Source organism: Streptomyces sp. NPDC031479 (genome assembly GCF_055581065.1).
In genome coordinates this window covers 52271-73296 of sequence record NZ_JBVIKC010000006.1, presented here as the reverse complement: position 1 = coordinate 73296, position 21026 = coordinate 52271, and the positions used below count along the sequence as shown (strand labels likewise).

Genomic DNA, 21026 nt, shown 5'->3' with positions numbered 1-21026 from the left:
GGAACGATGCACCCCGCCACCCTTGGGCTCGACGGCCGAGCCGCCTCCCGGCCTGCCTGACCAGCCGAACCTCACCCGGCACCCAGCGGCGACGAGCGAAGACAAAGGCAACGAGATGAACACCGCGCCACCGACAGAGCCACTGAACGCGACAGCGCTGCAAGACGAGTTCGCATCACTGGGCGTGCGGCCCGGGTCCGTACTGATGGTCCATTCGTCGCTGTCCGCCTTCGGGCACGTGGACGGAGGCGCCGACGCGGTGGTGCGGGCCCTGTGCGCGACGGTGGGCCGGAAGGGCACGATCGTCGTGCCCACCTATACCCGGCAGGTCGCCGACCCGTACCCGGACAGCCACGCCTTCGACGACCCGCGAACGGCCGAAGCACGCGCGGGCGTCCCGCTCTTCCACGACGCGCTGCCGACGGCGATGGGTGCGGTCCCCAGCGCAGTGCTGGGGCACCCGGACCGGGTCCGGAGCCGGCATCCCCAAGCATCCCTGGCGGCCCTTGGCGCGGACGCCCACACCATCTGTGCCGGGCAGCCACTCGGCTACGCCCTCGGGAGTGGTTCGCCCTTCGCCAAGATCCATCAGCTGGGAGGATCCATACTGCTGCTCGGAGTCGGGCACAACCGCAACTCGTTCCTGCACCACGCGGAATCCCTGGTGCCCACGCACCGGAAGAAGCTGCGCCGCTTCCCGTACCTGGTTGACGGTGAGCGGGTGTGGCTCGAGGCGCTGGATGTCGGCAACGACAACGACACCCACTTCCCGCTCATCGGCGCGGAGTTCGCAGCCCTGGGGCTGTCCCGCAGTCGCGTGATCGGATCGGCCCTCTGCCAATTGGTGCCCGCCGTCGCCTTCGTCGACTACGCCCGGAAGCGCCTGTCTCAACTGCTGCACCGGAGTGGCCATCGCCGCCCCTCCGTGGCCGACATCTGACGAGCACCCGCCCGATCCGCCAGGTGGTCCGGAGGAGTGGACGCCCCTCGTTGATCGGCGTCTGACACCGACTCCACCCAGGGCCCGGGCCGGCGAGGTTTCCCCGCCGAGCAGGCCGGGACGCTCCACCTGGCCCGACCGCCGCCTACGCCGCCGATCGGTGGGCAACCGGGGCCGCGACGAGGGGCCGGCAACGCGCCTCTCCCACCTCCCCGGCCCGACAGGCCGCACCGCACACCGGCGTCAAGGGGGGTCAGGGGCACCGTAAACCGTCTCAGCCGCCCTGGCCGGCGCTGCCGATCGGGCCGACCTTGACCGCGGAACCGGAGCCCTCGGTGACGGGCAGCGTGGCGGCGCCCGGCCAGGCGAGGGTGACCGACTGCCTCTCCCCCGGCGGGGTCACCACCATGCCGGTGACGCGGACACCGGAACCACCCGAGGTGTTGAGCGGGTAGGTGACCCCGAAGGACACCGACGCCGCCTTCTTGAGGGTGCTCGGCTCGGCCTTCTCGCCCGTGCGCTGCGCCGACAACGAACCCGAGGCGGTCTTCAAGTCGACACCCGCGTACCCGGGCAGGGTGCAGTCCCGGTTTCCGTGGTTCTTCAACGTCACCGCGACCGTGCCCTCGGTGTCCCCGCCGATGGTGCTGTCCATGGCAGTGATCGTCAGCTCGTCCGTCTTGCACGTACCGGACTTGCCGCTGTCGGCCGAACCCGTTCCGCCGGCCGTCCCCTTGCCGTCGGAGGACGTCCCGGATGAGGGCTTCGCGGTGCCGCCCGCTCCGGTTCCGGCCGATGCCGAAGCCCCGCCCGAGGGCGAAGTGACGGGCGCCGAGGCCGCGGACGAAGGACTGCTCTGCGCCGCGCCGTCATCGCCGTTCTGGCAGGCCGTCAGCGAGAAGCCCGCGGCGACGGCCAGGGCCGCGAAGGTCAGCTTGTGAACGCGCATCGTCTCATCCTCGGATCTGTTGGCGGTGCCCGGCACATCGTTGCGGATCGGCACCAGTGGGTGTTTCTGATCAGCAAGACCCCACCTGAACGACAGCCGTTCCGCCCGTGCACCCTCTAATACCTGGCCGTTACACACACAGCCGTGACGCCGGCCGTCACCACCGGACACACGGCACCGTGGCACCCCATCGACCAGCCGAAAGCATGGATCCCGCCATCACTTCGCAGCCACTGTCGGCCACCGCCTCCTGGCACACAGCCGTGACACAGCCGATCTTGACCAAGGCCGGGTTCTGTTGACTCCGACGCGTACGGGGCCGCCACCCGGCACGGGGCAACCACCTTTCCCCACCCCCCTTTTCCACGCCGGGCTGCGCAATTCCGGCCCCGCGGGCCAAAAGTCTGCCGTACGTGGCCGGAGTCAACTGCCATCGATTTGGTGGTGCGCTCCCGGTGTTCCATGATGTGAATGGGCATCAGGTGGGGCTCACGCCTTCGAACTAGGGGGCGTGCCAGCATTATTGAACGATCAACAGCTTGAGCGTGTGACGACTCCCACGCACCTGCTGCCATCTGCTCCCTTTTCCTTTTCTCTTTCAACTTTCGTCTTCCAGGTAAGGCAGCATGCCCGTCCAGCAGTTTTCAGACCTCGTGCGTTTCGCCCGAGACTGCTCTCCCTTCTACGCAGACCTCTACGCAGACCTGGCGCCCCGGGTGAACAGCCTCACCGATGTGCCCGTGGTGGATCAGAACGAGTTCTGGGCCGCCAACACCCTGCGCGACAACCTCGTCCTGACCGCCCCGCTCGGGGAGGCCGTCGTGTTCAAGACCGGCGGCACCACGGGGACTCCGCGCTTCTCCTGCTACACCCGTGAGGAATGGCAGGAGTTCGTCACCACATTCGGCGCCGGCCTCGTCGACGCGGGCCTGCGGCCCGGTCACCGGGTGGCCGACCTGTTCTACGCCGGCGAGCTCTACGCCAGCTTCCTCTTCATCCTCGACTCGCTCGCGCACGCCCCCGTCGCCAACGTACGGCTGCCCATCGGCGGCGCGGCGCCGCTGGAGTCGACCGTCTCCACCCTCGACGACTTCGGCGCGCACGTCGTCGCCGGAACGCCGACCACGCTGTGCCGACTCGCCGAGTACCTGATCTCCATCGGGCGCCAACTCCCGCACGTGGAACTCCTCTTCTTCGGGGGCGAAGCCCTCTTCGACGACCAGCGCCGCCTCCTCTCGGGCGCGTTCCCCCACGCCGTACCCCGCTCCCTCGGATACGCGAGCGTCGACGGCGGGCTCCTCGGCAGGCCGGTCCCCGGTCCGGACTCGCGCGTCCACCGGCCGTTCTCCCCGCAGACCGTCGTGGAGATCCTGGACGAGACGACCGGCGAACCGATCCGCGAGGCAGGACGGCCCGGACGGGTCGTCGTCACCCAGCTCTTCCGCCGCCTCATGCCCGTCATCCGCTACCCCGCCGGCGACCGCGCCGAGTGGACCGACACCGAGGGCGGCCCCTTCCGCATCCTGGGCCGCGCCGAGGAAGGCGTACGCGTCGGCCCCGTCTCGCTCTACTGGGAGGACGTCGCGAGCGCCGTCGCCGAAGCCGACACCGGCGGACTCGTCACGGGCATGCAGCTCCTCGTACGCCGCGGGGAGGGCCGCGACGGCCTCGTCCTGCGCCTGGCCACCGCCCAGGACCGCGACCCGGCCGGCCTGGAGGTCCTCGCCGAGGCGGTCGTCACCGGACTGAACACCGCCCGGCCGCTCTACCCCGACAGCGTCGCCAACGGGTTCGTCCACCCCCTCCGCGTCGAGTGGGCCCGCCACAGCGACCTCACGGTCAACTCCCGCTCCGGCAAGCTCATCCGCGTCCTCGACGAGAGGCCGACCGCATGACCGCCCCTACGACGGCCCCCGGCCACCGGCTCCCGCTCGTCCTGCGCAACCGCGCCTTCGGAACCATGTGGGTCGGCCAGGTGCTCACCCAGGCCGCGGTACGCATGTTCCAGGTGGGCACCTCCTGGTGGCTCATCGGCTACGCCGCCTCCGGCAGCGGCGGGCTCGCGGCCGGGCTGTTCATGTGCGTCAGCACCCTGCCCGCCGTGATCTCGGCCCCGCTCGTCGCCCGCGCCATCACCCGCTGCGCCCACGGCTCGCTGCTCCGCTCCGCGGCCGGTGGCGCCGGAGCGGCCGCCGCGGCGCTCGCCGTCTGGGCCGGTACGAGCGATCTGCCGGTCGCCGCGGCCTATGCGGCGGCCCTGGCACTGGCCACCTGCCAGGCCTTCTTCGACCCGTGCCTGACCACCTCCGTGCCCGAGCTCGTCGAGGACGAGGACATCGAAGCGGCCACCGGGTTCGAACTGTCCACCCAGTCGCTCGCCGGCCTGGGCGGCGCCCTGCTCGGCGCCCTCATCGTGGACAGCGGTGGCATCGCGGGCCTCGCGGCCGGCTGCGCCGTCGCCTACTGCGCGGCCGCGGCGCTGATCACGACCGTACGGTTCCGCACCGCGGACGCGCAGGTGGCGGATGCGGTGGATGCGGTGGATGCGGTGGATGCGGCGGCGGACGCGGACACGGAGCGGGCCGGGGCACCGCCCCGGCGCACGCTGCGCCAGATCCTCGGCGCGCTGCCCTACGTCCGCGCCATCCTGCTCTCCTTCGCCGCGGCCAACCTCTTCACCACCGCCGTCTTCGTCGTCATGCCGCTCTACACCGCTTCCGTCCTGCACGGCGACGGCGCCACCGTGTCCCTCCTGGAGGCATCGCTCGGCGCGGGCACGCTCCTCGGCTCCTTCACCGGTGCCCGGGTACCCGGCCGTCCCTCCGTCGTCGGCTCCGCCTGCCTGGGTGCGATGGCCGTCGCCCTCGCCGTCCCCGGCCTGATCGCGGCGCTGCCCGTCATCGCCGGGGCCCTGCTGGTGACCGGCTGGTGCGTCGGGGTGATCGGGGTCCGCTTCGTGGCCCTGTTCCAGCGGCTGGTGCCGACGGCCGACAAGCCGGCCTTCTTCGCCGTCATGCAGGCCGTGCTCGGGGCCACCTTCCCCGTCGCCTCGCTCCTGTTCGGCCTGCTGGGCGACCACCTCTCCGCCCGCACCCTGTGCCTGATCCAGGCGGCCGGACTGGTACCCGCCGCCCTCGCCCTGCTCCTGCTGCCCGGGCACTCCCGTACGGCGGAAGACCCGGTCACCGACCGCGGCGCCGACTCCGCGGCCCCGTCGCCGGCCCCCGCCGCGGGAGGCGCCCGATGAACGCCGCAGTGATCGAGCAGGCCACCCCGGCCGACATCGCCGACCTCCGTCAGCTCTACTACGCCGTCTACGGCCCGCACTACCCCACGGCCCTCGGCACCGACCCCGCCGAGATGTCCCGCCTCATCCAGGACGCGTACACCCTCTGGCTCGTCGCCCGTTGCCCCCGTACCGGGGCCCTCGCGGGATCGGCGGCGATCCACGGCGAGCCCGGCAGCCGTATCGGCCGCCTCGAAGGGCTCGCCGTCCACCCGGACCAGCGCGGATCGGGGCTGGCCGGACAGCTGACCGAAGCCCTGTGCGCGGGCACCCTCAACGCGGGCACCCTCGACTCGGTGTACGCCACTGTCCGTACGGTCAGTGCCGGACCCCAGCGCGTCGTGGCCCGCAACGGCTTCCGCCCCATGGGCATCCTGCCGAACGCCGTTGATCTCAGCAGCCGGGAGAGCCTCGCACTCTACGCGCGTCACTCACCCGGGGTGCTGGACCGCAGGGTTCCCGTCGCCGAGGTGCCCGCCTCCCTGGAGCCGCTCCTGCACACCGCCGGGGCGAGCCTCGGCATCAGCTACGCGGACACCCGGCCCACGCCGCCGCAGCCGGTGCCGGCCAGGCCCGCGGCGGCCCCGCTGGAGATGATCGAGGCGCCGGCCTTCGTCCGCCGCCGCTTCCACGCGCACTTCCCGGACACCGGCCGCTGGTTCTACCCCCTGCACACCCCGAACGTCCTCCTCACCCCCGGCGACGGCAGCTTCGAGGTGTACGCGTACCTCAACCGCACCGGCGGGTACTGCGCCCTGGTCGCCGCCCACCCCGACCCGGCCGCCGCCGCGGGCTGGCTGGAGCCGGTCACCCGTACCCTCACCCGTGCCGGGGCCGGCTACGTCGAGGCGCTCGTCCCCCTCGAACACCACGCCGCGCTCTCCGCCTTCACCGCGCAGGGCTTCATCGCCGGCGCCCTGTACCCGGCCATGCGCCGGGACCACGACGGCTTCCACGACTACGCGGTCATGTCCCGCACCACCGAGCACATCGACTTCCGCGGCGTGGTCGTCGACCCTCCGCTCCAGCCATTCCTCGATTCCTATGTGTCGGCCTGGGCGTCGGCACATCTGCCCTCCCGTGAGGTTGCCCCATGACTCCCCCGCCCCCGGCCGTGAACCCCCATCTCGCCCCCGTCGGCGTCCCCGACGCCACGGCCCTCGCCCGGGTCCAGCAGCTCTGCGACCTGACCGCGCCCTACGCCTCCGGCCCCGCGGAGGAGGAGCTGTTCGCCGCCGCGATGGCGGAGATCAACGCCTGGCACCGGGACCGGTCCCCGTTCTTCCGCAGCCTCTACGACGGGGAGCGGCCGGACACCCCGTACGAGGCGCCCCTCGTGCACGCGAACTTCTTCAAGCGGCACGAGGTCCTGTCCATCCCCCGCGACGACGTCCACCTGCACCTGACCTCCTCCGGCACCACGGGACAGAAGTCGCAGATGTTCTTCGACGAGTGGACCATCCGCTCGGCCCAGCGCATGGTCGCACGCATCTTCGACCACAACGGCTGGATCGACCCCACCCAGGACGTCAACTACCTGCTCTACAGCTACGAGCCCGCACGCGACCTCAACCTGGGCACCTCGTTCACCGACAACTACCTGTGCGACTTCGCCCCGGCCCGGCAGGTCGAGTACGCGCTGCGCACCACCGGCAACGGGCACGAGTTCGACCCCTTCGGCTGCGTCGCCGCACTGCGCCGCTTCGCCGAGGAGGACGCCCCCGTGCGCATCCTCGGCTTCCCGGCGTTCCTCTGGTTCACCCTGGAGCGGATGCGCGCCATGGGCCTGGCGCCGCTGGAACTGCCGGAAGGGTCCCTGGTCATCCTCGGCGGGGGCTGGAAGGGCCACACCGACCGGCAGATCGGCAAGCACGAGCTGTACGCCCGCGTCACCGAGCAGCTCGGCATCCCGTCCGAGCGGATCCGCGACACCTTCGGATCCGTCGAGCACTGCATCCCGTACATCGAGTGCGCGCGGCACAACCTCCACGCCCCCGTCTGGTCCCGCGTGTTCGTCCGCTCCACCCGCACGCTCGAACCGCTCCCGTACGGCGAGCGCGGCTACCTGCACCTGGTGTCCCCGTACATCACCTCCGTACCGGCACAGAGCGTCGTCATGGGCGACCTGGCCTCGCTCCACCCGGGCGAGGAGTGCGGATGCGAGCTGTCCACCCCGTGGTTCACGATCCACGGCCGCGCCGGTGTCAGCCGCAACCGCAGCTGTGCCGTGGCCGCCGCCGAACTGATGAAGGGAATGTCATGACCGACACCACCACCGAGCACTACTGGCAGGGCGCCTTCATCGGCGACGCCGAGGCCGCCGACCGCCTGGCCGCGCTGCCCGCCGCCGTGGAGGCCGCACTCGCCGCACCGCTGGACACCGAGACGGTCCTGGCCGCCTGCGACGCCCTCGCCGAAGCCCTGCGCGACCCCGGCCACCCCGTCCGGGAGCGGCTGGTCCCGCACCTGCCCGTGGAGGGCGGCGCGGGCACCGGGGCTGACGGCCCGGCGACCGAGGAGCTCTTCGCCGAGCTCGCCGCCTTCCTCGGCCGTGGCTCCCTCACCCGCAAGCTCCACCGCGAGCTGGGAGGCACCGCCCCGCAGCGGCTGACCCGCCCCGACGCCAAGGAGACGGTCTACGAGGCCTGGGCGCCCGTCGGCCTGGTCGCCCACATAGCCCCCGGCAACGCCGCCACCGTCGCCCCGCTCAGCCTGATCGAGGGACTCCTCGCGGGCAACGTCAACGTCCTCAAGACCAGCAGCGCCGACACCCTGCTCGCCCAGCACCTCCTCGCCGAACTCGCCGCGCAGGATCCGACGGGCGCCCTCGCCGAGCGCATCATCGTGCTGCGCTTCCCCTCCTCCCGCCGGGACTGGCTGGGCCTGATGTGCGCCCCCGCCGACGCCGTCGCCGTCTGGGGCGGCGAGGCCGCCGTCGAGGGCGTCGCCGCCCACGTCCCGGCCGGGTGCCGTCTGGTGGAGTGGGGACACAAAATCTCCTTCGCCTACCTCACGCGGGACACCTGGGCGGACGAGCAGACCCTGACCGACCTGGCCCGGGACATCTGCCTCTTCGAGCAGCAGGCCTGCTCCAGCCCCCAGGTGGTCTACCTCGACACCGAGGACGCCGGGGAACTCCACGCGTGCGCCGAGCGGCTCGCCGCCGCGCTGGCCGCCCGGCCGGCGCCTGCCGAGGTGGAGCTCGACCCGGCCGAGTACGCCGAGCTGACCACCACCGAGCACCTCGCCCGCCTGGAGGAACACCTCGGTTTCACCCGCGTCCTGGCCGCCCCCGACGGCACCTGGCGCGTCATCGCCGACACCCGCCCGGCGCTCACCGCCTCCCCGCTGCACCGCAGCGTGTGGGTCAAGCCGCTGCCCCGCAAGAACCTCATCGCGACGCTGCGTCCCATGCGCCGCTACCTCCAGACCGCGGGCATCGCGGGCAGCCCGACCGACACCGCCGAGCTGTCCGCCCTGGTCCTCGCCGCCGGGGCCACCCGCGTCACGCCCATCGGCGCCATGACGGCCGGCTACTCCGGCGAACCCCACGACGGGGTGTACGCCCTCCAGCGCTACAGCCGCCGCGTCGCCGTCCAGGCCGACCGGCGCTTCGCCGCCACCGCCTGCCTCGACGACCTCGCCCGCCCGGTCGCCTTCCCGGCGCCCGCGGGCCCGCTGCTCGACAAGGCCGCCGTCCAGGAGCTCAACCGCGGAGTCGACCGGGGCGACGCCGAGCTCTACTTCCGCAGCGGAGGCAGCACCGGTACGCCCGCCCTGTCGCTCTTCACGTACGAGGACTACGACACGCAGATGCACGCCGCCGCACGCGGCCTCCTCGCCGCCGGCTACGACCCGGCGCGCGACCGCACCGCCAACCTCTTCTACTGCGGCGGCATGTACGGCGGGTTCATCAGCTTCTTCTCCATCCTGGAGCGCCTCGGCGGCGTCCAGATGCCGATGGCCGCCGGGCCCGACCACCGTGCCACCGCGGAGATGATCATCGCGTACGAGGTGGACACCCTCTTCGGGATGCCCTCCTACCTCTGGCAGCTCCTGCACGAGGCGTCGGACCTCCTGCGCTCCTACGGCGGCATCCGCAAGATCTACTACGGCGGCGAACACTTCACCGAGGAGCAGCGCCGCACCCTCACCGAGACCTACGGCATCGAGGTCATCCGCTCCATCACCTACGGCAGCACCGACCTCGGCCCCCTCGGCTACCAGTGCACGCACAGCACCGGCAGCGTCCACCACCTCCACGCCGACCTGCACACCCTGGAGATCGTCGAGATCGACGCCGACCGCCCGGTGGCGCCCGGGGAGACCGGCCGGCTCGTCTTCACCACCCGCGCCCGCCGCGGCCAGCACCTCGACCGCTACGTCATCGGCGACCTCGGACGCGCCCTGCCGGGCCGCTGCCCCTGCGGCAGCCACGCCCCGCGCTTCGAACTGCTCGGCCGGCTGGGCGAGGTGATGCGGGTGGCGACGTACTTCCTCAACCACCGCCGCTTCGTGGCCATCGCGGAGGAGCGGCTGCACTACAGCGGCGAGATCCAGACCGTCCTGACCAGCGGGCCCGTCCGGGAGGTCCTCACCCTCCGCATGGAGCGCACCGACACCCTGGACCCGACCGCCGCACACGACGCCTTCCTGGCGGCGTACCCCGAAGTGCGCTCGGCCGTGTCGGAGCAGCTGCTGGACTTCGCGGTCGAGCCGGTGCACGGCTCCGCCCTGGACCGCACGCCGACGAGCGGAAAACTCCGTGCGGTGGTGGACCGCAGGCACGAAGCACGCGACGGGCACCGCCCCGCGCGACCGTAACCCCGCCGCGCCGTCGACGCCGGGGCGGCGGCTCCGCCGCCCGGGCCATGACCGTTGTGCCCCGGGTCAGCCGCGGACGCGGCTGACCCGGCCCTCGTCCCACACCGGTTCGTCCGTCTCCACCACCCGGCGGTCACCGGAGGAGCCCGTACGGGCGAGCAGGCCCTCGCGTGCCGCCAGGATCACCTCGGCGGCCTGCTCGGCTGCGGCCCCGGCCGGTACCAGCTCGGGCATGTGGCGGGAGTCAACCTGGTCTTCGGAAGCGACCTGCTCGGGCCGCTGCACTCGGCCCAGTTGGAGGAGTTCACGCTGCGCGCCGAGGTCCAGCCCGCCGCGGACGTGATCCGCTCCGCCACCAGCACGGCGGCCCGCCTGCTGCGGATGGAGGGCGAGATCGGCACCCTCGCGCCGGGCGCGCACGCCGATCTCCTCGTCGTGGACGGCGCCCCCTGGCGGACCTCGCCGTCCTCACCCGTCCCGAGCGCCACCTTCGGCACGTGGTCAAAGCCGGTGCCGTCCTCTGAGAAACCGGTCGTCGCAACGGGCGGTCGGCGAAGTGACACGGCCGGGCCCCGGGGCTCGTGTCCCGGGGCCTCGTCGTTGCGCGGGTCGGCCCCCCGTGATGCGGCGGCGGCCACGGCACCGGCGTGCACCGCGGGTTGACGAGCAGCCCCACGATCAGGAGAGGGTCCGGCCCGAGCCGGTCCTCCGTGGTCGGGCCGGTCCGCGAGCATCCGTCAGTTCCATTGGGGGACGAGGACGATGCGCCCGCGCAGGCCGCGCGAGGCCAGAGCGTCGTGAGCCGCGGCGGCTTCCGCGAAGGGCATCGTCCGGTCCACCCGCAGGGTGACACCGCCGGCGTCCGCGAGGGCGGCCAGTTCGGCGAGCTGCACCGCGTCGCTGTGCACCCGGACCTGCGAGACCCGGATCCCGCGTTCCGCTGCCGGACCGGCGCCGCGGACACTGACGAAGGTGCCGCCGTCTTCCACCGCGCCGATCACCGAGCCGCCCAAGGCCGCGGCGTCGATCAGCCCGGTGACTCCGCCGGGAACGGTGGCGCGGATCGCAGCGGCGGGGTCCTCGGAGCGCGGGACGAAGAGGGCGGCTCCCAACTCGCGGACCAGTTCCTGGTCCTGGGACCCGGCGACGGCGACGACCCGCAGACCACGCGCGGCCGCCAGCTCGACGAGGTAGCCGCCCACGGCGCCTGCCGCACCGGTGACCGCCACGGTGGCGCCGTCGGCCGCGGCGAGCAGGTCCAGTGCCTGCCAGGCGGTGAGTCCGTTCAGCGGGAGCGTCGCCGCCTGGACCGGGCTCGCGTGCCGGGGTGCGGCGGCGACGGCGGTGGCGGGCAGGACGACGTACTCGGCGTGCGTGCCCGCCTGGGTGTCCGGCCAGTCGGACAAGCCGATCACGGCGTCGCCGACCGCGAAACCCCGGACACCGCCGCCCAGCGCGTCGACGGTTCCGGCGACGTCGAGACCCGGAACGTAGTGCTCCTGCGCGGGGACGCGCGAGGCCAGCGCGCCGGAACGGATCAAGGCATCGGCGGGGTTCAACGCGGCCGCGGCGACCCGGATACGGATCTGACCGTCGCCCGGTCGAGGGGTCGGGACTTCGGCGACGCGGAGCACGTCGGAGCCACCGTATTCGGACAGGATGACGGCACGCATCTTCATGCTCTTCTCTCTGAAGGTGTCCTGGCCGGGCAGGCCCCGGCGGTCCATCCCTGGAACCCGGACGACCGGCTCCTCATTCCGTCGGGGCGGCGCGAGAAACCACCGTCCACGCCGAGCCCGAGGGTGTCAGGCCGCGGATCGACGGACCGAAGGCCAACCGACCCCGGGCCAAACCGCCGGAGTTACGAACTTATTGCCGCAGTTGTGGGCTACGCCACAGCACTTGCTCCCACAGCCCTGCTGAAGTCGGGTGATGGCCTTCTTCCTCTTGTTTCTCGTCCCGGCCGGTCTGATCCTTCCGTTCGTCTTCGCGGGCCGGGCCATCGGTGTTCTGGCCCGGGCCGGCGGACCGCAGCGCGCCGACAGCCACGCCTGGCTGCGCACGGCCGGCTTCGCCCAGGCGGCGATCGCGTTGGGCGTGTACACCTGGGGCCTGCTGCACGTCACCGGCGCGGTCATGTCGGCGGAGGACGGCGGCACGGACTCGATCCCCATCCCGCCCTGCCGTACCCCGGGCTGGGAGCAGCGGGCGGAAGGGATCACCGGCTACCGGGTGGAGTACGTGCCCCTGCGCTTCGTGTGCGAGACCGACGACATCGGCGACTACGCCGTCTCCGTCCCCGGCCACGTCAACCCGGTCTTCTTCTTCCTCGGCCTCGGAGCTGCCGTCTGCTTCACCGTCACGGCCCTGGATTCCGACAGCCGCCGCAACCAGGACGACACCCGGATCTAGGCCGGCACTGGCGTCGTCGGCCCTCGGCGTCGTCCTCGTCGTGGCGCTGCCGCAAGGTCCGATGGTCCCTCAAGGGGGACCTCTCTCCCCTGTCGGCCGGCGGCCGTCCGCGGCACCGTGTTGATGTCGGCCCAGTCGACGAACTTCTCGGTCCGCCGCACGAAGGAGCGGAGATGACGCAGTACCCGATCACCGAGCTCGACGCCCACTGGCGCGCCGCCAACTACCTGGCCGCCGGGCAGATCTACCTGATGGACAACCCGCTGCTGACCGAACCGCTGAGGCCCGAACACATCAAGCCACGGCTGCTCGGCCACTGGGGTACCTCCCCCGGCCTCAACCTCGTGTACACCCACCTCAACCGGGTGATCAAGGAGCGGGGCCAGGAGGCCCTGTGCGTCTGGGGTCCGGGGCACGGCGGGCCCGCCGTCCTGGCGAACTCCTGGCTGGAGGGCACGTACACCGAGACGTACCCGGACATCAGCCGGGACGGCGAGGGGATGCGGAGGCTGTTCCGGCAGTTCTCCTTCCCCGGCGGGGTCCCCAGTCATGTGGCACCCGAGACTCCGGGGTCGATCCACGAGGGTGGCGAGCTCGGCTACTCGCTCGCACACGCCTACGGCGCCGCCTTCGACAACCCCGGCCTGCTCGTGGCGTGCGTCATCGGTGACGGCGAGGCAGAGACGGGGCCGCTCGCGGCCTCATGGCACTCGAACAAGTTCCTCGACCCGGTGCGCGACGGCTCGGTCCTGCCGATCCTCCACCTCAACGGCTACAAGATCGCCAACCCGACCGTGCTGTCCCGCATCCCCGAGGCCGAACTGGACGGGCTGCTGCGGGGCTACGGCCACGAGCCGCTCTACGTCACGGGCAGCGATCCCCACCGCGTGCACCAGGCCATGGCCAGGGCATTGGACCGGGCCCTGGACCTCATCTCCGGGATCCGCAGCGAGGCTCGGATCGGCGGGGGCGGCTCCAGCCGCCGCCCGTGGCCCGTGATCGTCCTGCGGACCCCCAAGGGCTGGACCGGCCCGGTCGCGGTGGACGGCGACCCCGTCGAGGGAACGTGGCGGGCCCACCAGGTCCCGCTGGCCTCCGTACGGGAGAACCCCGAGCACCTGCGGATGCTGGAACAGTGGCTGCGCTCGTACCGGCCACAGGAACTCTTCGACTCCGAGGGCCGTCCCACGGAGCGGGTCCTGGCCTGCGCTCCGCCCGGTGACCTGCGGCTCGGCGCGACGGCGCACGCCAACGGCGGGCTGCTGCTGCGTCCGCTCCCGCTGCCGGAGCCCGAGGCCCACGCGGTCGCGGTGGACAAGCCCGGCCGCTCGGTCCACGAGCCCACCCGGGTGCTGGGTTCCCTGCTGGCCGAGGTGATGAGGGAGACCGAGGGCAGGCGTGACTTCCGCGTCGTCGGCCCGGACGAGACCGCTTCCAACCGGCTCGACGACCTCTTCGACGTCACGGGCAAGGCCTGGCAGGAGGCGACCGAGCCCACCGATGTGCACCTGGCGCGCGGCGGGCGGGTGATGGAGATCCTCTCCGAGCACACCTGCCAGGGCTGGCTGGAGGGGTACCTGCTGACCGGCCGGCACGGACTCTTCTCCACGTACGAGGCCTTCGCGCACATCGTCGACTCGATGGTCGCCCAGCACGTGAAGTGGCTGCGGACTGCGCGCGGGCTTCCGTGGCGCGCCCCGATCGCGTCCCTCAACTACCTGCTGACCTCGCACGTCTGGCGCCAGGACCACAACGGCTTCTCCCACCAGGACCCGGGCTTCGTCGACCACGTCCTCAACAAGAGTCCAGAGGTCGTGCGCGCCTACTTCCCGCCCGACGCGAACACCCTCCTCGCGGTCGCCGACCACGTCCTGCGTAGCCGGGACCAGGTCAACGTGATCGTCGCGGGCAAGCAGCCCTCCTTCGACTGGCTGCCGATGGACCAGGCCCGGATCCATTGCGCCCGCGGCGCCGGCATCTGGGACTGGGCGGGGACGGACGACGGCACGCGCGAGCCCGACGTGGTGCTGGCCTGCGCGGGCGACGTCCCGACCCAGGAGGTGCTCGCCGCGGCGGCGCTGCTCCGCGAGAACCTGCCGTCCCTGGCCGTCCGGGTCGTCAACGTCGTCGACATCACGCGCCTGATGCCCCGGGAGGAACACCCGCACGGGATGACGGACGTCGAGTACGACTCCCTGTTCACCACGGACACACCGGTGATCTTCGCGTACCACGGCTATCCGTGGCTGATCCACCGGCTCGCCTACCGCCGGGCCGGCCACCCCCACCTGCACGTTCGCGGCTACAAGGAGTCGGGCACCACCACCACGCCCTTCGACATGGTGGTGCGCAACGACCTCGACCGGTACCGGCTCGTCATGGACGTCATCGACCGCGTTCCCGGCCTGGCGGAACGCGCCGCGGCCGTGCGCCAGACCATGGCCGACCAGCGGATCCGCCACCACGACTGGATCCGCGCCCACGGAAGTGACCTCCCGGAGGTCGTGGACTGGTCCTGGCCGTACTGACGGCCCTGCCCAGACGTCCGGGGCCGGCCCCTGTCGGCCGGACGCCGGCCCCCGGCCGGGTCGATGCCGACCGCGCTCATGACTCGCTCCACATCTCCCGGCCGTGACGGGGAACCAGAAGCACGGGGCAGTGGGCATGGCGCGCCACGGCGTGGGTGACCCGCCCAAGGCTGGGGCCCATGTGTCCGGGCGCGCGACGACCGCTCATGACCAGCAGGTCTGCGTGATTCGACGCCTCGACCAGGACATCGGCCACCGACATCGCCTTGTCCGCGTCCGCCTCGACGGTGAGGTCGGGGTATTCGTCCCGGATCCGCTCCCTGACGGCCTTCAGCTTCTCGACGTGCCCGCCCGCGAGGTCCTCGATGTTGTCGACCATGGTCACGACGTTCCTGACGGACTGCAGCATCTTCCACACGTGCAGCAGCCGCAGCGACGCCTCGCGCAACTCCGCCTCACGCGCGGCGTACCGGGCGCACGGGAGGTCGTGCTCGTCCCGGACGGCCACGGCGACGACTCCTGCCTCGGTTCCGCTCCCGGCTCCCCTGACCACGACCAGCGGGGTCCTGGCACCCGCTGCGGTCTTGAGGGCCACCGAGCCGAGCGTGAGAGGGCCGAAGCCGCCCCGGCCCCGGTTGCCCACCACGATGGTGCCGTGGAGTCCGGCGGCCCGGTGGAGGCTCGTCACCGGATCGCTTCGGCTGAATTCCGTGGTGACGCGCAGACCCGGGTGTTCGGCCGCGACCGCCTCGGCCGTCTCCCGGAGGAGTGCGCCGCCGGCCTCGTCGACCCGTTCGATGGTGTAGGCCGACAGGCGTAGCGCCTTTCCGTCGGTGTCGGCCCCGTGGACGACGTGCAGCGGACGGTCGCGGCGTACGGCCTCCGCGGCGGCCCACAGCACGGCCGCGCGGGCGGAATCGGACCCGTCGACACCCACGATGACCGAGCTGACGTCCGGGTCTCGGGGCCCTTCCATGATTCCTCCTCGCCGAGCCGGTAGGGACAGCCACCACGCCGGCACCGGGCCTCACCCGGCCGGGGGGGGCCTACGATCCCCGCGTCGCCCACGACCGACCAGGGTTCTCCCCCCCAGGGTCAGCGGTGGGCCCGGTTCGGCGGCGTGCGGGTGCGGCGGGGCCTCAGTCGTCACCGGCATCGCGGCCCGGACGGAGGCGGCCGGACCAGCCCGGTTCGACACGTTCCCAGTCGCGCTCCCACTCGGTCAGGTTGCGCGCTTCCACGCTGCGCAGCCGCAGGGAGACGACTCCCGCGGCGGCGAGCGTGATCAGTCCCGCACTGCCCGCTCCGGCCGCGACGGCGTCCGACGCCAGTTCGGTCGCCGCCCGGGGAACGGAGGCGATCTCGCCGGTGTCGTCGACCCACAGCGGGACGGTGTGCCCCACGGGCGTCCCCGCCGGGACGGGCAGCGTGGCCGTGTGCTGGGAGGCGGGGGGATACCGCCACTGCACGCGGGCCACTGTGGCGGCGCCGTTGACCCCGGCCGGGGTGTGCCGCGTGACCTCGCCGACGGTGGTCGCTTTCACCGGATGTCGCTGCCGTGCCAGCTCCGCGGCCGCGCGGAGCCCGTTGTCCATGGAGGTGAGTCCCACCTGGACCCCACAGGCCGCGGCGAGAAGGCACGACAGCGCGAAGACGAGGAGCCAGCGGCTGCGGGTACGGTCCGTCGCCCGCCGGAGCGGGTTGGACGGCGCACGATGCCAGTGCTGTCGACTCGTGGGGCCGTCCTGCGAACCCCTGCGTCCTGGTCCGGACGAGCTTCGGTGGAACATGCCGCACCTCCTCGCTGCGAGGGTGCCGATCCGCTCAGTGCGCGGTGCCGGGTCCGGTGCCGATGCCGATGTGATGGGCCCGGCTCCGGCTGATCCGTGGGGCGATGCCGGCCGTCGTGCCGTGCCTGCCGCCGTGGGCCACGAGCACTCCCTTCCCGGTCGTGACGACACTCTCCGTACCCACCGGTGGCCGTCCGCTCCGGCCACGTGTATCAGTGCCGGGCTCCCGGTGGTCCTTCTCCTCCATGCTCTCAGTGTGCTCCGCGTCGAAGGCGCCTCGCCTCCGCTGCGTCCGGGTTCCCGGCGCGAGCAGTGCCCCGTCGGCGGCGGCGACGTAGCTGACCGGGAAGATCGCGGGGCCTTCCGCGGTGGAGATCGCGACGCGGCCCGTGCCGTGCGTCGAAAGCAGCCGCCGGCATTCCTCCTCGCCGAGCGTCACATCTCCGCTCGGGGTGCGAGATCGCGTCGCCCGTGCCCTCCCCCGATCCCGTGAGCGGGAAGCCGCCGCTTCGGCGGGCCTGCCCGTCCAGGTCGACCGTGAGGAGCTCGTACCCCGGCCGCGACGCGATCCACGTATGGGCGTCGGGGCCGAGAACGACGGCCGCGGTGGCCCAGCTGTCGGCCCAGGTCAGGTCGGGGCCGGTGACCGTGGCGGCCAGGAGCCGGTGGGCGGCGCGGCCGGTCCGGGGGTCGAGGACGTGCGCTCCGCGCTCGGCACCGCCCGAGGTGGCCACGGCAGCGCGTGTCGATCACGTCGCCGGTGAAGGTGCCGGAGCGGCTCGATCCCGTCGTACCTGCCGCCGCCCCGGTCGTCGGGTCCGGCGCGGCCGGCGACTGCGCGGAGAGGGCGGGGCGGGCGGCCTGGTGGGGCTTGAGCGCGAGCAGCGAGACGATGCCTGTCACGGTCGCTGCGGTGGTGACGGCTGTACGACGCAACGGGGCTCCTCGGGAGACGGGTGGGGGCCATCGGGAAGCGGTGTGGGGGCGGGTCACAGGGCGGAGGACTCCTGGTGGATCCGGTGGGGTGCGACCCCGGCTCCCCTCAGGGCGGCGCCGGCGGCTTCGGTCATGCCGGGCGGACCGCACAGGTAGACGTCCCGGTGGCCGAGGTCGGGAACGAGGGCGGTGAGGCAGGGGGCGGTGAGCGCCAGCTCGTGCCCGGCCGGCTCGTCCCCCACCGAGTAGTACGCCCGGGCCCCGCGTCCGGCTCCGGTGTTCCGTGCGGTGAGCGCGCCGTAGGGGCCTTCGGCCCACACGCGGGTGCCCGGGGTGAGCCGGGCCAGGGCGGCGCTGTGGGCGTCGAGGGCCTTCACCGTGATCCGCAGACATCTCGGGTCGGCCGGGGCGGACAGCGAGTACGGGTTCGCGGTCCACCACAGCCCGCTACCCGGGCCTACGGGTCGTGTCGGTGGCGGGATACGCGGCCACGGCGTCTCCTGTCTCTCGGGAAGCGGTCCCGCACGCGGTGCGCGGGCGGCCGGCGGGGCCGGATCCACACCGGTGCGGAACTTTTTCTGAGAACGACGAACCGGACCTCACCGACGTGCTCGGCGCGGCCCTGCGTTCGGAGGGCTGGGACGTCCGCACCGCGGCGGACGCCGCCGGAGCCCTCGCGTGCGCGGCGCGGTTCCGTCCCGACCTCGTCGTCCTCGACTGGATGCTCCCCGATCTGGACGGGCTCTCCGTCCTGCGGGCGCTGCGCGGGCTCTGCCCCGGTGTGTGCTTCCTGTTCCTGACGGCGCGGGACGCGGTGGAGGACCGCATCGCGGGCATCACGGCGGGCGGCGACGACTACGTCACCAAGCCGTTCAGCCTTGAGGAGGTGCAGGCGCGGCTGCGGGGGCTGATGCGGCGGGCGGGGATGGTCCGCGGCGGTCAGAGCCCGTGCCTGGTGGCGGGGGACCTCGTCATGGACGAAGAGGCACGCGAAGTGGCGCGGGGCGGACAGATCGTCGAACTGTCCCGGACCGAGTTCGAACTGCTGCGGTTCCTGATGCGCAACCCGCGCCGCGTGCTGTCGAAGGAGGCCCGATCCGGTCCCGTACACGGATCCGGACACCGAGGTCGGCCGGGTCGCCACCGCGCTCGACCGCATGCTCGGCCACGTCGGCGACGCCCTGACCCGCCGCCATGTCAGCGAGGAGCGGCTGCGCGCCTTCGCCGCCGATGCCGGCCACGAGCTGCGCACACCCGTGGCGACGATCCGGGCCCGTGCCGAGCCGGCGCTGCGCCATCCCGGCCCCGTTCCCGACGAGGTCCGCCAGGCCCTCGGACGCGTGGCCGCGGAGTCCGCCCGGATGAGCGGACTGGTGGACGACCTGCTGCTGCTCGCCCGCCTCGACGCCGGCCGCCCGCTGGACCGGCGGCCGGTGGACCTGACCCGCGTCGTCCTCGACGCGCTCGATGACGTCCGCGCCCCGTCCGTGCATGCGGCGGGCTGCCGCGGGGCGACCACGCGAGAACGCCGGCCCGGCCGTAGCGTGGAAGGGGCAAGGACACTCCGCGGTGAGGGGCGATGCGCAATGACCTGGGCTTCGTGGACGACGACAGGGGTCTTCGCCGGACGGGGCGGGGTGCTCACCGAGGAGGCGGGGGTTCTCAGTGGGGACCTGACCGTGCACACCACCTGGTCGGGGCGGGAGGCCAATGTGGCGGTGCAGTACAGCGGCGGTTCGGACTGGTTCACGGTCACCGGCAGTCCGGTGCACTGCTCGTCCGAGGAGGACAGCCGCCTCCTGCACCAGGAGGTGGTCGACGCCGTACGCGGCGATGCGGCCGCCACCGTTCCCCACACCATGCCCGCGGACACGGTTCGCAGTGGGGAGGAACCGGCGTAGCAGTGGGCCTCCCCGCTCAGTTGCGCTCCTCGAATCCCGCCAGCAGTGCGCGCGGGTCGAAGGTCACGCGGATACGGGTGACCTTCCCGTCCTCGACGTGCATCCAGTTCGCGGTCGGTGCGGGCGGCGCAACGCTCGTGTGCAGGTCGAACCAGGTGATCACTTCATCGCCTTCCGCGACCCGCGTCTTCACGTCGATCTTCTCCAGCACCTGTCCGAGCCCCTTCAGCCCGGCGAGCGCCTCCTCCACCCCCGACGCCGTTCCCAGCGCTCCCACGAAGTCGACGTCTTCGGCCAGCAACCCCCGCAATGCCTCGAAGTCGCCCGCCTCCCAGGCGGTGAAGTAGGTCTCGGCAAGCTCTCGCGCAGTCTTCGTCGTCGTCATGCCTCCATCCTCCGGCCCGCCTCACCCATCCGTCCAACAGATGGATCCGATGGCACCTATCATCACCGCATATGGAAGTACATCAGCTGCGCTACTTCGCCGCGATCGTGGACGAGGGCACCTTCACGGCCGCCGCCCATCGCCTGCACGTCAGCCAGTCCGGCATCAGCACCCAAGTGGCCAAGCTGGAGTCGGAGCTGGGCCAACCGCTGCTCGACCGCTCCGGCCGTCGAATCCGCCTCACCCCGGTTGGTGAGGCCGTTCTCCCCCTCGCGAAGAACGCCCTCGCCACCCTGGAGGCCATCCAGCACACCGCCGCCGAATTCGCCGATGCCGTTCGCGGCCGGGCCCGTCTCGGCATGATCATGGGCTGCTCGATCCCGGCCTTCCTCGACACCGTCGCCGAACTCGGCCGCACCCACCCCGGCATCGAGCTCAGCCTTCACGAGGGCTACTCCGACGACCTCCAGACCCAGGTCCTCTCCGGCTCCCTCGACCTGGCCCTGATCGGCTACGCGGGCGATGTCACCCCAGGCCTGGACGTGAGCGTCGTCATCGACGAGCCGATCACCGCGGCCGTCCCGGCCGGGCACCCCCTCGACCGCACGGAACTGCGCCTCGCAGACCTCCGGGGTGAGAAGATCCTCTGTCTCTCCCCCGGCACCGGCATCCGCGCGGCCTACGAGGACTCCTGCCAGAGGATCGGCCTCGACCCGCGCGTGGACATCGACGCCAGCTCCCCGGTCGCCCTGCTGCGCCTCGCCGAGCGCGGCGCGGGCGCCGCCGTCCTCAGCGCGTCCTCCGCACAGGGCACGGGCCTGCGGACCGTCCCGCTCACCGACGCCGCCACGCACGCCCGGCTCGGCCTCATCACCCGCCGGGGTCAGCACTCCCCAGCCGTACAGCTCCTGCGCACCAGGCTCCTCGCCGCGCTGCGCGCCGCATAGGCAGGTGCGGTGAGTCCCGGTCGCGGGATCTTGTGCGCGGTGTCCGGACGGCCTAGCCTCCTGGGGTTGTTGCTCGTCCATCCGGGACAACCGAAGGCTCCGCGCCCGAAACCCGCCCGCCGGGAATC

The 21026-nt window shown here is 72.4% G+C and carries 18 protein-coding genes and 4 pseudogenes; 13 read left to right on the top strand and 9 right to left on the bottom strand.

The features are described from left to right. Positions 1 to 22: 22 nt before the first annotated feature. Positions 23 to 940: an AAC(3) family N-acetyltransferase gene (locus ACZ5D2_RS09400; RefSeq protein ID WP_468928373.1), complete on the top strand. Its 918-nt coding sequence runs from the start codon at positions 23 to 25 to the stop codon at positions 938 to 940. Between the two features lie 274 nt (positions 941 to 1214). Here ACZ5D2_RS09400 and ACZ5D2_RS09395 read toward each other — a convergent pair whose 3' ends face one another. Then, positions 1215 to 1889 carry a DUF4232 domain-containing protein gene (locus tag ACZ5D2_RS09395; RefSeq protein WP_371680840.1) on the bottom strand — a complete coding sequence of 225 codons (675 nt, stop codon included), beginning with the start codon at positions 1887 to 1889 and terminating at the stop codon, positions 1215 to 1217. A gap of 626 nt (positions 1890 to 2515) precedes the next feature. Here ACZ5D2_RS09395 and ACZ5D2_RS09390 point away from each other — a divergent pair. From ACZ5D2_RS09390 to ACZ5D2_RS09370, 5 genes are read left to right on the top strand one after another with little or no spacing between them, the layout of a single operon-like run. Continuing rightward, positions 2516 to 3784 (top strand): phenylacetate--CoA ligase family protein, encoded by a 1269-nt coding sequence (locus ACZ5D2_RS09390; RefSeq protein WP_371680839.1) that lies wholly within the window; start codon positions 2516 to 2518, stop codon positions 3782 to 3784. Then, positions 3781 to 5136: an MFS transporter gene (locus ACZ5D2_RS09385; RefSeq protein ID WP_468928370.1), complete on the top strand. Its 1356-nt coding sequence runs from the start codon at positions 3781 to 3783 to the stop codon at positions 5134 to 5136. Before ACZ5D2_RS09390 ends, ACZ5D2_RS09385 begins: the two co-directional genes overlap by 4 nt. Beyond that, the gene (locus ACZ5D2_RS09380) at positions 5133 to 6272 is read left to right on the top strand and encodes a GNAT family N-acetyltransferase (RefSeq protein WP_468928368.1); all 1140 of its coding nucleotides are present in this window, start codon (positions 5133 to 5135) and stop codon (positions 6270 to 6272) included. Before ACZ5D2_RS09385 ends, ACZ5D2_RS09380 begins: the two co-directional genes overlap by 4 nt. Before the next feature lie 17 nt (positions 6273 to 6289). Next, entirely contained in the window at positions 6290 to 7438 is a 1149-nt protein-coding gene (locus ACZ5D2_RS09375; RefSeq protein ID WP_371681408.1) for a LuxE/PaaK family acyltransferase, read from the top strand. Then, a complete protein-coding gene (locus ACZ5D2_RS09370; protein ID WP_371680836.1) occupies positions 7435 to 9999 on the top strand; it encodes an acyl-CoA reductase in 2565 nt (854 codons plus the stop codon). The genes ACZ5D2_RS09375 and ACZ5D2_RS09370 overlap by 4 nt, the downstream gene beginning before the upstream one ends. A gap of 66 nt (positions 10000 to 10065) precedes the next feature. Here the strand turns inward: ACZ5D2_RS09370 and ACZ5D2_RS09365 are convergent, their stop codons facing one another. After that, positions 10066 to 10233, bottom strand: coding sequence for a hypothetical protein (locus ACZ5D2_RS09365; protein ID WP_371680835.1), 168 nt, complete (start codon positions 10231 to 10233; stop codon positions 10066 to 10068). On the opposite strand from ACZ5D2_RS09365, the gene ACZ5D2_RS09360 reads away from it, so the two are divergent. Further along, on the top strand, positions 10234 to 10662 hold the full coding sequence (locus ACZ5D2_RS09360) for an amidohydrolase family protein (protein WP_468928365.1): 429 nt from the start codon (positions 10234 to 10236) through the stop codon (positions 10660 to 10662). Positions 10663 to 10736: 74 nt separating this feature from the next. On the opposite strand, the gene ACZ5D2_RS09355 is transcribed toward ACZ5D2_RS09360, so the two are convergent. Continuing rightward, positions 10737 to 11678, bottom strand: coding sequence for an NADP-dependent oxidoreductase (locus ACZ5D2_RS09355; RefSeq protein ID WP_468928363.1), 942 nt, complete (start codon positions 11676 to 11678; stop codon positions 10737 to 10739). A gap of 253 nt (positions 11679 to 11931) precedes the next feature. Here ACZ5D2_RS09355 and ACZ5D2_RS09350 point away from each other — a divergent pair, with 253 nt between their 5' ends. Both ACZ5D2_RS09350 and ACZ5D2_RS09345 read left to right on the top strand, forming a co-directional pair. Beyond that, positions 11932 to 12411 (top strand): hypothetical protein, encoded by a 480-nt coding sequence (locus tag ACZ5D2_RS09350; RefSeq protein WP_371680831.1) that lies wholly within the window; start codon positions 11932 to 11934, stop codon positions 12409 to 12411. Positions 12412 to 12584: 173 nt separating this feature from the next. Continuing rightward, the gene (locus ACZ5D2_RS09345; RefSeq protein ID WP_468928361.1) at positions 12585 to 14939 is read left to right on the top strand and encodes a phosphoketolase family protein; all 2355 of its coding nucleotides are present in this window, start codon (positions 12585 to 12587) and stop codon (positions 14937 to 14939) included. A 76-nt stretch (positions 14940 to 15015) separates the two neighbouring features. On the opposite strand, the gene ACZ5D2_RS09340 is transcribed toward ACZ5D2_RS09345, so the two are convergent. From ACZ5D2_RS09340 to ACZ5D2_RS09320, 5 genes and pseudogenes are all read right to left on the bottom strand, one after another. Next, positions 15016 to 15915, bottom strand: coding sequence for a universal stress protein (locus ACZ5D2_RS09340; RefSeq protein WP_371680829.1), 900 nt, complete (start codon positions 15913 to 15915; stop codon positions 15016 to 15018). Positions 15916 to 16078: 163 nt separating this feature from the next. Further along, positions 16079 to 16729 carry an Rv1733c family protein gene (locus tag ACZ5D2_RS09335; protein WP_468928359.1) on the bottom strand — a complete coding sequence of 217 codons (651 nt, stop codon included), beginning with the start codon at positions 16727 to 16729 and terminating at the stop codon, positions 16079 to 16081. A gap of 34 nt (positions 16730 to 16763) precedes the next feature. Next, on the bottom strand, positions 16764 to 17168 hold the full coding sequence (locus ACZ5D2_RS09330) for a pyridoxamine 5'-phosphate oxidase family protein (protein ID WP_468928357.1): 405 nt from the start codon (positions 17166 to 17168) through the stop codon (positions 16764 to 16766). 118 nt (positions 17169 to 17286) lie between these two features. After that, a pseudogene (locus ACZ5D2_RS09325) lies at positions 17287 to 17463 on the bottom strand (FAD:protein FMN transferase); the annotation flags it as partial. Positions 17464 to 17718: 255 nt separating this feature from the next. Further along, positions 17719 to 18111: pseudogene (locus ACZ5D2_RS09320) on the bottom strand (ferric reductase); the annotation flags it as partial. 83 nt (positions 18112 to 18194) lie between these two features. Between ACZ5D2_RS09320 and ACZ5D2_RS09315 the strand changes: the two are divergent. From ACZ5D2_RS09315 to ACZ5D2_RS09305, 3 genes and pseudogenes are all read left to right on the top strand, one after another. Next, positions 18195 to 18752: pseudogene (locus tag ACZ5D2_RS09315) on the top strand (response regulator transcription factor); the annotation flags it as partial. Positions 18753 to 18756: 4 nt separating this feature from the next. Then, positions 18757 to 19146, top strand: a pseudogene (locus tag ACZ5D2_RS09310) (histidine kinase dimerization/phospho-acceptor domain-containing protein); the annotation flags it as partial. Between the two features lie 105 nt (positions 19147 to 19251). Then, positions 19252 to 19566, top strand: a complete 315-nt coding sequence (locus ACZ5D2_RS09305; RefSeq protein ID WP_371680825.1) for a hypothetical protein — start codon at positions 19252 to 19254, stop codon at positions 19564 to 19566. Between the two features lie 16 nt (positions 19567 to 19582). On the opposite strand, the gene ACZ5D2_RS09300 is transcribed toward ACZ5D2_RS09305, so the two are convergent. After that, positions 19583 to 19951, bottom strand: coding sequence for a nuclear transport factor 2 family protein (locus tag ACZ5D2_RS09300; RefSeq protein WP_371680824.1), 369 nt, complete (start codon positions 19949 to 19951; stop codon positions 19583 to 19585). Positions 19952 to 20022: 71 nt separating this feature from the next. Here ACZ5D2_RS09300 and ACZ5D2_RS09295 point away from each other — a divergent pair, with 71 nt between their 5' ends. Beyond that, the gene (locus ACZ5D2_RS09295) at positions 20023 to 20898 is read left to right on the top strand and encodes a LysR family transcriptional regulator (protein ID WP_468928354.1); all 876 of its coding nucleotides are present in this window, start codon (positions 20023 to 20025) and stop codon (positions 20896 to 20898) included. The last annotated feature ends 128 nt before the right edge of the window (positions 20899 to 21026 follow it).

Bases quoted from the DNA above. Each gene is read 5' to 3' on its own strand.
- ACZ5D2_RS09350 (WP_371680831.1), top strand. From the start codon at position 11,932: ATGGCCTTCTTCCTCTTGTTTCTCGTCCCGGCCGGTCTGATCCTTCCG.
- ACZ5D2_RS09385 (WP_468928370.1), top strand. From the start codon at position 3,781: ATGACCGCCCCTACGACGGCCCCCGGCCACCGGCTCCCGCTCGTCCTG.
- ACZ5D2_RS09395 (WP_371680840.1), bottom strand. From the start codon at position 1,889: ATGCGCGTTCACAAGCTGACCTTCGCGGCCCTGGCCGTCGCCGCGGGC.
- ACZ5D2_RS09300 (WP_371680824.1), bottom strand. From the start codon at position 19,951: ATGACGACGACGAAGACTGCGCGAGAGCTTGCCGAGACCTACTTCACC.
- ACZ5D2_RS09370 (WP_371680836.1), top strand. From the start codon at position 7,435: ATGACCGACACCACCACCGAGCACTACTGGCAGGGCGCCTTCATCGGC.
- ACZ5D2_RS09365 (WP_371680835.1), bottom strand. From the start codon at position 10,233: ATGCCCGAGCTGGTACCGGCCGGGGCCGCAGCCGAGCAGGCCGCCGAG.
- ACZ5D2_RS09340 (WP_371680829.1), bottom strand. From the start codon at position 15,915: ATGGAAGGGCCCCGAGACCCGGACGTCAGCTCGGTCATCGTGGGTGTC.
- ACZ5D2_RS09305 (WP_371680825.1), top strand. From the start codon at position 19,252: ATGACCTGGGCTTCGTGGACGACGACAGGGGTCTTCGCCGGACGGGGC.
- ACZ5D2_RS09345 (WP_468928361.1), top strand. From the start codon at position 12,585: ATGACGCAGTACCCGATCACCGAGCTCGACGCCCACTGGCGCGCCGCC.
- ACZ5D2_RS09380 (WP_468928368.1), top strand. From the start codon at position 5,133: ATGAACGCCGCAGTGATCGAGCAGGCCACCCCGGCCGACATCGCCGAC.
- ACZ5D2_RS09295 (WP_468928354.1), top strand. From the start codon at position 20,023: ATGGAAGTACATCAGCTGCGCTACTTCGCCGCGATCGTGGACGAGGGC.
- ACZ5D2_RS09390 (WP_371680839.1), top strand. From the start codon at position 2,516: ATGCCCGTCCAGCAGTTTTCAGACCTCGTGCGTTTCGCCCGAGACTGC.
- ACZ5D2_RS09355 (WP_468928363.1), bottom strand. From the start codon at position 11,678: ATGAAGATGCGTGCCGTCATCCTGTCCGAATACGGTGGCTCCGACGTG.
- ACZ5D2_RS09335 (WP_468928359.1), bottom strand. From the start codon at position 16,729: ATGTTCCACCGAAGCTCGTCCGGACCAGGACGCAGGGGTTCGCAGGAC.